Genomic DNA, 12,231 nt, shown 5'->3' with positions numbered 1-12,231 from the left:
GTTTCATTACCTGATTAAGGGTTACTGGGACGAGAACTGCTGTTGTAAGTAGTTACCCGTGCTGCTCAGCTTGGACATCATGGTATCCAACTGAACAAACTGTTGTTTATAGCGATCGATAGTGTTCTGGATGCTGTCGGAAACAGTGTCGATCTGGATATTCAGGCGATCGAGATTGGTGTTGATGCTTTTGGTCGAGTTCTCGATGATGCCGCCCGCTTTAATATAGTTCTGGATTTCATTATGGATTTCGGTGGCCATCCCGGTGTCTTTGCCGTTGCCGGCGAAGAAGTTGGCGACCTGATCCGGTTTCTCGTCGAGCGCTTTATTGAGCTTGGTGCTGTCGACTTCAAGCTTGCCGGTTTTGGGATTGGTTGAGATCCCGAGGTTGCCAAGACCTTTCAGCTCCGGGTTGTCCTGAGCGGCGCTGAGGGCGCTTTTAATCGACGACTGAATGCCGCGCAATGTGTTATCGCCGAGCAGCGCGCCGTTCTTGGCGCTTTGCGCTTCACCGCTTTTCACCGGGGTGTATTTGGTCAGCGAGCCGAAGGTGTCGAGCAGCGAATTGTAGTTATCGACCCACTCTTTGATTTTCTCGGCGGTGCCGCTTTTATCGATGCCGATCACCAGGTTTTGCGGTTCGCCAGCTTTGGTGGTGGTTTTCAGGTCGATGGTGACGCCCTGCAGCGCATCGGCAATCGAGTTGGTGCTGCGCTTAATTTTGGTGCCGTTGACGACGATCTCCGCATCCTGCCCGGCGACGGTCTGCTTCATCGCGCCGCTGTTGCTGCTGCTGTCGTAGTTGAGGATGGCGCCGAGCTTATCGTCGTTATTCACCTGCACCGACACGGTGTTTTTCTCGCCGGTGGTGGAGGAGCTCAGCGCCAGCTGATAGTCATTGTCGCCGACGCGCATGATGCTGGCGGTGACGCCGGCTTTAGCGCCGTTGATGGCATCGCGCATCTCCAGCAGCGAGGTCTGGTCGTCGCTCAGCGGAATCGTGGTCTCTTTCGGCGGGTCGCCGGCGGTGATCGTAATGGAGCGATTGCTATTGCCGGCCGTCCCTAGTTTCTCTTGTTGGTCGGTAATCGTCGCCTGGGTGGTCAGGGTTTGCGGCTGCGCCAGCTTCTGCACTTCAACGCTATAGTTGCCCGGCACCGCCTTATTGGTAGTGGTGATGGTGAACTGGTCGTGCTTGGTGGCGGTGGTGCTGTTGAAAAACTCCGGCTTGGCCAGCTCCTTGCTCAGGTTATCGAATTTTTCCAGCGAGCTTTTTAACGTGCCGTAAGCCGTTAGCTGCGCGTTATAGCTGGTTTGCTGAGTGGTATACGGCGTCAGGCGCTGTTGTTCCGCCTTGCTGAGTTTGTCCAGTAAACCGTTGAGGTCGAGTCCTGAGCCGATGCCTAAGGAACTGATCGATGCCATTGGTGTTTCTCCTTACTAATGACGTTATTCGCTTATTGCGTTATCGGCCCAGTGGAGAAAAAGTTTACCGAAAAAGTGAAAAAGGCGATGGCGTAATAGAAGAGGGAAAAAGCGCGTTATTTTCGCCATTGGCGGAGGGGCAAAAATTTTTCAAAAAATGGCTAAAGGTTGCAAAGGATACGTCGATACCAGAAGGGACGGTGGTTGACGCCGTGGGCAAGCAAGCCCGAACCTTTTAACCACGTTGCACTGAACGCAACTGACTCGTAAGGAATGCATATAATGGCACAAGTAATTAATACCAACAGCCTGTCGCTGATGGCGCAAAACAACCTGAACAAATCCCAGTCTTCCCTGGGCACGGCGATTGAGCGTCTGTCTTCCGGTCTGCGCATCAACAGCGCCAAGGACGATGCCGCGGGTCAGGCGATCTCCAACCGTTTTACCGCTAACATCAAAGGCCTGACTCAGGCTTCCCGTAACGCTAACGACGGTATCTCCCTGGCGCAGACCACCGAAGGCGCGCTGAACGAAGTCAACGATAACCTGCAGAACATCCGTCGTCTGACCGTACAATCGCAGAACGGCTCCAACTCCGCAAGCGACCTGCAGTCCATCCAGGATGAAATCTCCCAGCGTCTGGCTGAAATCAACCGTATCTCCGAACAGACAGATTTCAACGGCGTTAAAGTCCTGAGCGGCGACCAGAAACTGACCATCCAGGTCGGCGCCAACGATGGCGAAACTATCGATATCGATCTGAAAGATATCAATGCGAAGACTCTGGGTCTGGATAAGTTCAGCGTGGCTAATCAGATGAATACTAACAATGTTGGTGCTACAGCGTTAACTAAGGTCGATGTAACTGGTGCGCCAACTATGTCTGATAGTGAAACGACTGCTCCTAATGAAATTGATGGCAAATTGTATTCATACAACAATGGTACAACTACTAAGTACTTTGTTCAGTCTAAAGATGGCTCAGAACGCTACAGCGCAACTTTAGGTGCCGATGGCAAAGTTACTTTCTCTTCAAAAACCGACGAGAAAGCAACTATTCAAACTGATATCGATCTTGGTGATAAGAAAATCAATACACTGTCAACTGTAAAAACTGGAGAAGTAGCAGTAACTTCAGGCCTCAAAGCCGGTGAAGAATTACGTACTTTTAAAGATGAAAAAGGTAATGACGGTTATGTTGTTAAAAGCACTGATGCTGATGGGAAGGTGTCTTATGCAAAAGCTACGATTGATGCTGATGGTAAAGTGAGCAAAGGTGCCCAGCTATCTACCCAAGCTAAAACAGCTGATCCGCTCTCAGTTTTAGACAACGCCCTGTCCCAGGTTGACCAACTGCGCTCCTCCCTGGGTGCGGTACAGAACCGTTTCGATTCTGTTATCAACAACCTGAACAGCACCGTGAACAACCTGTCCGCGTCCCAGTCCCGTATTCAGGATGCTGACTACGCGACCGAAGTGTCCAACATGAGCCGCGCGAACATCCTGCAGCAGGCAGGTACCTCCGTGCTGGCGCAGGCTAACCAGTCGACTCAGAACGTCCTGTCTCTGCTGCGTTAATCGCACGTCTGATTACTGTCGCATCGCAACCCCGCTTCGGCGGGGTTTTTGCTTTTTGCCCGTAACCGCCTGGCAAAACGGCTGAATGAGAAAGCATGTCGTAAATAGAGACGCTTTTATGCGGTTTTTCCGGCGATTGGCATTTTTGCCCCTGCGCATAATAGCGCTGACTCTCTTATCCGCAGGTTTCAGAAATAGTGAGCGATTTGTATACCGCCGAAGGCGTGATGGACAAAAATTCCCTCTGGCTGCGCTACGTTCCGTTAGTGCGGCACGAGGCGTTACGCCTGCAGGTCAGGCTGCCCGCCAGCGTCGAGCTTGACGATCTGCTGCAGGCCGGGGGAATCGGGTTGTTGAACGCCATCGAACGTTATGACTCGCTACAGGGAACGGCCTTTACCACCTATGCGGTGCAACGTATCCGCGGCGCAATGCTCGATGAACTGCGTAGCCGCGACTGGGTGCCGCGCAGCGTACGGCGTAACGCCCGCGAAGTCGCCCAGGCGATGCAGAAGCTGGAGCAGCATCTGGGCCGCCCGGCCACGGAAAGCGAACTTGCGCAGACGCTGGGTATCTCCCTTGCCGAGTACCGACAAATCCTGCTGGATACCAATAACAGCCAGCTGTTCTCCTACGATGAATGGCGGGAAGAGCAGGGCGAGAATGCCGAACGACTGCTGGAAGGGCACGAAGAGGCCAATCCGTTGCATCATCTGCTGGAAGGCAGCCTGCGCCAGCGGGTCATCGAGGCCATTGAAGCTTTGCCGGAACGCGAAAAAATGGTCCTTACCCTCTACTACCAGGAAGAGCTCAACCTTAAAGAGATCGGCGCGGTGCTGGAGGTGGGGGAATCCCGCGTTAGCCAGCTGCACAGCCAGGCGATTAAGCGCCTGCGCGCGAAGCTGGCCAACGAAGGCTAATAACCACCTGCCGGGCAGGTGGTTAGCGGATTACGATTTACGCAAATCAATGCGCAGAATGCGCTCCTTCGCCCCTTCGACAAATACCTCAGGATCCCACTCGCGATTGAACCCTTCTTTAATGCCGACGTACAGGGTATCCATGTCCGGCGACAGCGCCATTTGATTCGGATAAACCGGGGCGCGGAATTCATGAGTCACCCGCCAGGTCTTGCCATCCACAACGCTGATGGTGCCGCTGGTGAAATTGCTGACGTACAGCTCGTTATATTTTGGATTGAAGCGCACCGCGTTGGCGCCCACTCCGGTACGCACGTAACCCAGCGATTTGCCGTCTTTCAGATCGAAAATATACAGGCCGTCGTGAGGGCCGCTGCGATCGTCGTGATCGAAGGCGACGACGAAAATACGCCTTGAGTCGGAATCGACGATCAGGTTTTGCGCGCTGGCCAACTGCGGCGCGTTAACCGGGATGGTGCGGACAACCTGCTGGGTTCTGGCATCGATTTCGTTGATATAGTCGCGGCCGCCAACGTAGATCTTCTGCGTCTTTTCATCCAGCGTCAGGCCGTAGGCGGTGCCGCGATAGGCGCCTTTGACTTCCCCTTTCAGCTGTAACGTCGTGCCGTCGAGCATCAGCAATTTATGCAACGGACGCATCCCGTCCTGGGTTTTCAGCATATGGCTGTAGCTGACAAATAACAGATTAGCGGAGCGGCTGTATACCATATGCCGCAGATGTTCGAAGCGCGCATCGGCGGCGCCGTCGGTGGGGAAGCTCAGGCGCGGACTGGTGCGGGTGATTTTACCGCTGGCGGCGTCGAACTGGCTGATACGCAGCGAAGCCGCCTGGGTGTGGCCGACGTAAAGCACGCGCGCCGGCTGGTTCATCGCCAGTGAGAAGGCGCGCCAGGGCATATCATAGCGCTGGATAACCTGCAGGGTGGCCGGATTAAAGGCGTAAAGATAACCTTTATTGGCCGCGCGGTTAACCCGGTCGGTGGCCGCGGCGAATAGCAGGTTGTCGCCGTTGTCGAACGCCAGTTCATAAACCCCTTCGTTGGCTTCCTGCAGGTAATTGGTTTTCATCGCAAAGCGCGATGCCTCCCGCGGCGGCGGATCGATGGCGAAAGCCGGGTGGGGGAGCAGGGCGGCGAGCAGTAGCGCAGCCAGCGGTTTTATCAAGTTGCGATTAGGCATGATGGTTATCCTTGTTGACAAATAGGGCTCAGAACTGGATTTCGCCGCCGAAAATATAGGTGCGGCCGCGGGCGGTGGTGTTAACAGACGCGCCCTCTTTGGCGTTATCGAGACTCTGGTTCATACGGTTTAGCGCTTCGGAGTAGTCACGATTCGTTACGTTCTGCACGCTAAAGCGCAGCAGCACGTTCTCGGTCATCTGCCAGCTGCTATAGAGGTCGATAATGGTCGGGATATTCGGCATGCTCTCTTTAGGCACCGTATTGGTGTCGAGGCTAATGCCTTCGGTACTCAGGCGTTTTGATTTACCGGTGAATTTCACCAGGCTGCCGACGGTGAGTTTGCGATCGAACAGGCGCCCGCCGACATCCACCGTGGCGTAGCTGCTGGGGAGGTCGCTAAGGTCGCTATAGGCGAAGCTATAGACCGTACTGGCAATAGAGGTGGGCTGATCGGTACGCTGCTTGCTCCATGACACATTGGCGTAGGCAAAACCGATGTCGTATCCGGCTTCAATCTCATAGCCCTCGGTGGTCACCGGCGAGGTCACGTTAACCGAGATATTGGCGTTGAAATCCGGCGAAGCATTGGCGACATCTTTACACAGCCCACCGTTGCTGCACAGCAGGAAGGATTCGCTGGTGATGTAATCTTTAATCCGCGAGCGGTAGGTAAGGGCTTTCAGATGCAGGCTATCCTGCTCGCTCAATAATCCTTGTTTGATAACGTTAAAACCGGCCTCCCAGGTCTCAGCTTTTTCCGGCTTCAGGAACGGGTTCATCGATGCGCCGCCCTCGTTGGCGAAGAACACTTCCTGAACGTTCGGCGCCCGCGAGGAACGGCTCCAACTGACAAACGGCTGCAGCCATGGCGTCACCTGAGCGGAGAAGGTCGCCGAGGGATTAAAACCGTTATCTTTGACGTTGAGTTGGGTTGCCCCTTGCGGGAAGCATTTTTCGTTATCTGCACAGGCCGGTTTATAGCCCTGTACCCGGCTGCGGGTATAGTTGAGATTAAGATCGAGCTGATAAATATCCTTGTTTAATGTCAGCCCGCTATAGAGCGAGGCGATCTTCTGCTTGCCTGCCGGGGCGAAGGCGTTGTGGTCGGTCTCGGTATCCTGCACGAAGCGGCGGGAATAGCGGGTGTCCATTAATTTGCCGCCGAGCTGGAAAGCGGCATACAGATCGTCGGTAATACGAAAACGGCTGGTGTTGTTCATGTCCAGCGCGTTGGACTTATTGGTGGTCGAGGAGTTATTAAAATTATACAGCGACTCCGGTTTATATGCCTGATTGCCGCGGCTGGTGCTGGCTAATACATTGAACTCGACCAGTTCATTGAGCGGCGCGTAGTTATAGCGCAGATAGTAGTCGTCGCTGCTAATATCGCGACGGGTAAAACTATTGCGGTAATTACGCCCGGAAAACTCGAAGCGGTTAAATTGATCGACGTTGAAATTGATTTTATATAGCTGCGAGCGCGGCTCCTGACGCAAATATTTATTATCCTCGCCGATAAACTCTTCGCTGCTGCGTCCGCCGCCGTTTTTATAGGTCGCATAGGTGCGGGTGCCGCTGATGCCGAGCAGTGCGCCAAGGCCGCCGCCGTTATCGAAGGTGTCGGTTTTGCCGGCTACCGTTACCATACCGGTGCGGCCGAGTCCGTTATCGCCCACGGAAAAACGCGACAGCAGGCCGACCTGATGCCCCGGTTTTAACACATCATCGATGCCGATCGTGCGCAGGTTGGCGCTGCCCGCCAGCGCGTTGACGCCTTGCGAACCGGCGCTGTTGCCGCGGGTGATATCCACTTCGGCCAGGAAGTTGGGGTCAAGCGGCACCCCGGCGGCGGTATTCGCCCCGCCGTGATAGTTAGCCGGCGCCATGCCGAAGAAGGTCTGGGTGACGCCATCGACCATGGTGTTTACCCGGCCCAGCCCGTTCATGCCGCGGATATTGACGCTGATGGTGCCCTGCAGCGGGTCGATTTGCGTATAGGTGCCCGCCATGCTGCGCAGCGAGGCATCGAGGCTTTGCAGATTCTTATTGAGCGTTCGCGAACTGTAGGCGCCGGGACGGGTATAGCTCTCCTCTGAGGAGCCGACCTGGCCGGCATTTTCCGCCAGCGGGTTATCGGTAATGGTGATAGGAGAGAAAACCGATTCCCCTTCGCTTTCGGCGGCGAAAGCCTGGCCGTTGACGATAAGTAGCCCGGTAACGAGCCCGGTGATTATTTGTGATTTTTCCATAATCCAATCCTGAGGTAATAAATAGTTAACGCACAAAAAGGGCAGCAGCGTGCATCGCGCTTATTGCTAAGTGCGATGACACATTGCCCAAAATAAAAAATTATTAGCGGTCAGTGACCGTGATAAATAACGTCCAGGTTGCCTGAATAAATAACAGGGAACCCTGGATTTATATTTTTAATAAGCCGAACTCTACCGGCAGGGTGACCTTATTAATACCGTTACGCAGCAGCTCTTTTGGCGGCGGCGGAAGCGGACGCGCATTTTCCAGCGCCATCAGCGCGGCGCGATCCAGCGAATGGGTCCCTGACGAGTTCGCCAGCTGCGATTGCAACACCTCGCCGCGTTCGTTGACGCTGAAGGTAATAATGACGGTACCGGTACGTTTACGGCGGCGCGCATCTTCCGGGTAGTGGCGCATTTTGTTGATTTTGCCTTTCACCAGCGATTCCCAACTGATCTTGTTGTCGCTCAGGCGCGCGGCATCGCTATCGAGCGGCGCGGTGGTGCGCTGAGTGAGGACGGCCGGCGCCGGGGGCGCAGCGAAGCTGGTGATGGTTGAATTGCCCTTTTCCTCTTGCTGCTGGCGGCGGGACTGTTTTTTAACCTCGATTTTCTTTTTCCGCTGCTGTTCGGGTTTGCTGGCGGAGAGCTTTATTTGCGCATTGTCGTGAATATGTAGCTTCGGCGCCTCTTTCACCGCTGCTGTTTCCTGCTCGGTCATCGCCTCGACTTTGCGCTGCTGGGTGACGCCCGGCGGCAGCTCGGGGTGAATAAATGACACTTCCAGTTCCGGCGCGTACTCCACCATCACCGCGGCAGGGGGCGCGACATCCGGCGGCGAGCCGAAATGAATGATAAAAGGCACCGCCAGCGCCAGATGACCCAGCACGCTGGCCGTTGTTCCCGTGAACCAGCGGGGATGCGACGCTATCAATGGCGTGGAGAGAGGGATATTCATTTTTCCGCCGCCACCGACCAGATGTAATCAGCCTGCTTCGCCGTCAGCGTGGCGCCGTCGGTGGTCAGCAGTAACACCAGCGGTTTTTCCGCCTTGAGATCGGCCAGATGCAGCGGTACGCCAATATCTTTAGCCGCATGATAGCCGCCGGCAATCAGCAGCGCCGGGCGCGGCGCGGCTTGCATTTGCGTCGCCATCAGGCGATCGCGCTGCTGCTGAATAGCGAGCATAGAGGTGACCTGCTCGCCATCGATTTGCCCGTTATGCATCAGATAGATAATGGCCGATAGCGATTCATGTACCTGCGGGCTGTTGGAGAGCATTCCGCGGGGAAACGTGGGATGCTGATAGATATCGCTCACCTGCTGGCGGCTAAGGTTGGCTGCCAGCAGTGGATAAGGTGCTTGCAGCGCGGTCATCACGACGTCGCGATAAAGCGCCCACGGCCAGCCGGGGTTCCAGCGCAGGGTTTCCGCCGCGCGAGTGGCGCTCACGGTCGTCCCGCTGAGGCTGGCCCGCTTGACCCGATTGACTGCCTCCTGCTGGCTTAGGTCGATCATCTCCATCAGCACGCTACCCTGCGGGCGAAGGGTGTGGAGGTTCTGCAGCAGCCAGCGCTCAATCTGGTGATGCTGAGCGTTGGTATGTTCTTCGCCAACAATAACCAGCGGCGCCTGGGCGAGTTGGTTCAGCAATTGTTGCGGCGTCAGGGTGCGCCCGCTGGCGGTATCACGAATATTCGCCTTCTCTACCAGCGCGTGCTCCCCGGCAGGAGAGAGGGGGTGAACCGGGCTGTGACAGGCGCTCAGTAACCACGCGCAGCCTATAACCAGAGTCTTTAAAAGGGGTTCCTTAAACATAAAATATCCATTTTCGGCTTTTTAGTCGTCTTTTCTTCGTATCTTGCTGCTGGAACAGGATGATATGTGATATTGAGAATGATTATCAAGATCATTCTCATTTAAAATTATTGGCAAGGGTGATGATTTCACCCGGTAAGCAGCTGGCCGTTGCTGTGTCGCGGAGAGAATCTGTGAAGACGATCAAGATTTTAAACAGCGATAATATTTAAATCTGCTGGCTTAATGTTGTCTTAATGTTTGTTTCGGTCGCGCGTTGAAATAAGCATTTTGTCATCAGGAAATTCTAATTGGCGGTGTTTTTCACTTTTTTAAAATGATGGTAATTGTTTTCATTATCATTCACATTCCTCTGCGATTTAATCCGTGCCAACCCGGTTTCTCCACGGCTTTTCGACTACCCATACTAAGGATTAGCTTATGAATTTCCGCTTATCGGCATATTGCGCGGCGATGCTCGCTGCTTCGGCTCTGTTTACCGCTCCGCAGGTTATGGCTGCTGACAATGGCGACGGCATTGTGGTGTATAACGCCCAGCATGAAAACCTGGTGAAATCCTGGGTTGACGGCTTTACCAAAGAAACCGGTATTAAAGTCACGCTGCGCAACGGCGACGATAGCGAATTGGGTAATCAACTGGTGCAGGAGGGGTCAGCCTCGCCGGCGGATGTCTTCCTGACCGAAAACTCACCTTCAATGGTGTTGGTTGATAATGCCAAACTGTTTGCGCCGCTGGATGCCGTGACGCTGAATCAGGTCGCGCCGCAGTATCGTCCTGAGCACGGCCGCTGGATTGGCATTGCTGCCCGCAGCACCGTTTTCGTCTATAACCCGGCGAAAATCAGCGAATCTCAGCTGCCGCATTCGCTGATGGACCTGGCGAAACCTGAGTGGAAAGGGCGCTGGGCCGCCTCTCCATCGGGCGCAGACTTCCAGGCCATCGTTAGTGCCATGCTAGCGTTGAAGGGCGAAAAAGCGACGCTCGACTGGCTGAAGGCGATGAAAACGAACTTCGTGGCCTACAAAGGCAACAGCACGGTAATGAAAGCGGTCAACGCCGGGCAAATCGACGGCGGGGTGATCTACCACTATTACCGCTTTGTCGACCAGGCGAAAACCGGCGAGAACAGCAAAAACACCAGGCTGTATTACTTTAAAAACCAGGATCCGGGCGCTTTCGTGAGTATCTCCGGCGGCGGCGTACTGGCGTCCAGCAAACATAAAGAGCAGGCGCAGGCCTTTATCAAATGGATCACCGGCAAGCAGGGTCAGGATGAGCTGCGTACCAATAATGCTTTCGAATATGCGGTGGGCGTGAATGCCGCCTCTAACCCGAAACTGACGCCGCTGAAAGAGCTGGACGCGCCGAAGGTAGAGCCGTCAACGCTGAATAGCAAAAAAGTGATCGACCTGATGACCCAGGCTGGCTTGCTGTAATTTGATGCTGAAGTGATTTATCTATGTCTGTCCTGAGTCTGGTACTCGGAAAGAAAACAGGACGCCTGCCCGAGCGCAGGCGTCCTGCATTTCCGATGGTTGCCTTAGCTGTACTGTTTTCAGTAATGGCGTTACTGCCGTTAGGTTTTGTGGCCGCGGTGGGGATTGAGACCGGCTGGCCGACCATTAAAGCACTGGTGTTTCGCCCGCGGGTAGCTGAACTGCTCAGCAATACGCTGTGGCTGACGCTGCTGGCGGTGCCTATCTCTATCGTACTGGGCGTGGCAGTGGCCTGGCTCACTGAACGCACCGCGCTTGCCGGGCGTCAGCTATGGTCGGCGCTGGCGGTCGCGCCGCTGGCTATCCCGGCATTTGTCCAGAGCTATGCCTGGGTCAGCGCGGTTCCCTCGCTGCACGGCCTGTCCGCCGGGGTGTTCCTCTCGGTGCTGGCCTACTATCCTTTTATCTACATGCCGGTGGCGGCGGTGCTCCGTCGTCTCGATCCGACGCTGGAAGATGTTGCCGCCTCGTTGGGTACGCCGCCGTGGAAGGTTTTCTTCCGCGTGGTGCTGCCGCAGCTGCGGTTGGCTATCTGCGGCGGTGCGCTGCTGGTGGCGCTGCATCTGCTGGCAGAATATGGCCTGTATGTGATGATTCGCTTCGATACCTTCACCACCGCCATTTATGACCAGTTCCAGTCCACCTTTAGCGGCCCGGCGGCGAATATGCTGGCGGGTGTGCTGGCGCTGTGTTGCCTGGCGATCCTGCTACTGGAGAGCGTTTCGCGCGGTAAAGCGCGCTACGCGCGCATCGGCGCCGGCGCGGCGCGCGAACAGAAGCGACGTCCGTTGGGGAACGTGGCCGCATGGACCGCGCAACTGCTGCTGTTGACGCTGGTGATGCTGGCGATGGGCGTCCCGCTGCTGGTGCTGTGCCGCTGGCTATGGCTTGGCGGGGTGGAGAACTGGCTGCATGCCGATCTTTGGCATTCGCTGCGCCAGACCCTGCTGCTGGGCGCGGGCGGCGCGCTGCTGACCACCGCCTGCGCAATTCCTATCGCCTGGCTCGGCGTGCGTTATCCGCGCCGGCTGTTTCGCCTGCTGGAAGGCTGTAATTACATCACCAGCTCACTGCCGGGTATCGTCACCGCGCTGGCGCTGGTGACGGTCACCATCCACTATGCCCGTCCGGTGTACCAGACCGAGGTGACCCTGTTCCTTGCCTACCTGCTGATGTTTATGCCGCGAGCGCTGATTAACCTGCGCGCCGGTATCGCCCAGGCGCCGGTTGAGCTGGAAAATGTCGCCCGTAGCCTTGGGCGCAGCCCGGCCCGCGCCTTATGGAGCGTCACCATGCGGCTGGCCGCGCCGGGAGCGGCCGCTGGCGCCGCGCTGGTGTTTCTTGGCGTGAGCAACGAGCTCACCGCGACGTTGCTGCTATCGCCGTTAGGCACCCGCACGCTGTCGACCGGTTTTTGGGCGTTGACCAGCGAGATCGACTACGTCGCCGCGGCGCCCTATGCGATGCTGATGATCGTGATTTCGCTGCCGCTGACGGCGGTTCTTTATGTGCAGTCGAAAAAAATTGCAGGGTTGTAAC

At 55.8% G+C, this 12,231-nt stretch carries 10 protein-coding genes; 5 read left to right on the top strand and 5 right to left on the bottom strand.

Features of this window, described 5'->3' with window-relative positions:
• Nucleotides 1-21 precede the first annotated feature (21 nt).
• Nucleotides 22-1,425 carry a flagellar filament capping protein FliD gene (fliD, locus tag ABLU86_RS17990; protein WP_348796254.1) on the bottom strand — a complete coding sequence of 468 codons (1,404 nt, stop codon included), beginning with the start codon at nt 1,423-1,425 and terminating at the stop codon, nt 22-24.
• On the opposite strand from fliD, the gene ABLU86_RS17985 reads away from it, so the two are divergent.
• The 3 genes from ABLU86_RS17985 (at nt 1,419) to ABLU86_RS17975 (ending at nt 3,923) form a co-directional block, all read left to right on the top strand.
• A complete protein-coding gene (locus ABLU86_RS17985) occupies nt 1,419-1,664 on the top strand; it encodes a hypothetical protein (RefSeq protein WP_020079192.1) in 246 nt (81 codons plus the stop codon). The two genes, fliD and ABLU86_RS17985, sit on opposite strands and share 7 nt — an antisense overlap.
• 43 nt (nt 1,665-1,707) lie before the next feature.
• Entirely contained in the window at nt 1,708-3,003 is a 1,296-nt protein-coding gene (locus ABLU86_RS17980) for a FliC/FljB family flagellin (protein ID WP_348796253.1), read from the top strand.
• A gap of 197 nt (nt 3,004-3,200) precedes the next feature.
• On the top strand, nt 3,201-3,923 hold the full coding sequence (locus ABLU86_RS17975) for an RNA polymerase sigma factor FliA (protein WP_032707723.1): 723 nt from the start codon (nt 3,201-3,203) through the stop codon (nt 3,921-3,923).
• A gap of 30 nt (nt 3,924-3,953) precedes the next feature.
• Here ABLU86_RS17975 and ABLU86_RS17970 read toward each other — a convergent pair whose 3' ends face one another.
• From ABLU86_RS17970 to ABLU86_RS17955, 4 genes are all read right to left on the bottom strand, one after another.
• Nucleotides 3,954-5,123: a YncE family protein gene (locus ABLU86_RS17970; RefSeq protein ID WP_047076273.1), complete on the bottom strand. Its 1,170-nt coding sequence runs from the start codon at nt 5,121-5,123 to the stop codon at nt 3,954-3,956.
• A gap of 28 nt (nt 5,124-5,151) precedes the next feature.
• Nucleotides 5,152-7,374: a TonB-dependent receptor gene (locus ABLU86_RS17965; RefSeq protein WP_049052974.1), complete on the bottom strand. Its 2,223-nt coding sequence runs from the start codon at nt 7,372-7,374 to the stop codon at nt 5,152-5,154.
• A gap of 169 nt (nt 7,375-7,543) precedes the next feature.
• Nucleotides 7,544-8,335 carry a TonB family protein gene (locus ABLU86_RS17960; protein ID WP_348796252.1) on the bottom strand — a complete coding sequence of 264 codons (792 nt, stop codon included), beginning with the start codon at nt 8,333-8,335 and terminating at the stop codon, nt 7,544-7,546.
• Nucleotides 8,332-9,195, bottom strand: a complete 864-nt coding sequence (locus ABLU86_RS17955; protein WP_151085066.1) for a ChaN family lipoprotein — start codon at nt 9,193-9,195, stop codon at nt 8,332-8,334. The genes ABLU86_RS17960 and ABLU86_RS17955 overlap by 4 nt, the downstream gene beginning before the upstream one ends.
• Nucleotides 9,196-9,648: 453 nt before the next feature.
• Between ABLU86_RS17955 and ABLU86_RS17950 the strand changes: the two genes are divergently transcribed.
• Together ABLU86_RS17950 and ABLU86_RS17945 are read left to right on the top strand one after the other, a co-directional pair.
• Nucleotides 9,649-10,632 (top strand): iron ABC transporter substrate-binding protein, encoded by a 984-nt coding sequence (locus ABLU86_RS17950; RefSeq protein ID WP_226926441.1) that lies wholly within the window; start codon nt 9,649-9,651, stop codon nt 10,630-10,632.
• 23 nt (nt 10,633-10,655) lie between these two features.
• A complete protein-coding gene (locus ABLU86_RS17945) occupies nt 10,656-12,230 on the top strand; it encodes an iron ABC transporter permease (protein ID WP_032714219.1) in 1,575 nt (524 codons plus the stop codon).
• Nucleotide 12,231 lies beyond the last annotated feature (1 nt).

Origin of the sequence: Klebsiella sp. JN_Kp121, assembly GCF_040062145.1 — a bacterium.
Lineage (GTDB): Bacteria > Pseudomonadota > Gammaproteobacteria > Enterobacterales > Enterobacteriaceae > Klebsiella > Klebsiella aerogenes.
This window is presented reverse-complemented; position numbering and strand designations above follow the sequence as displayed.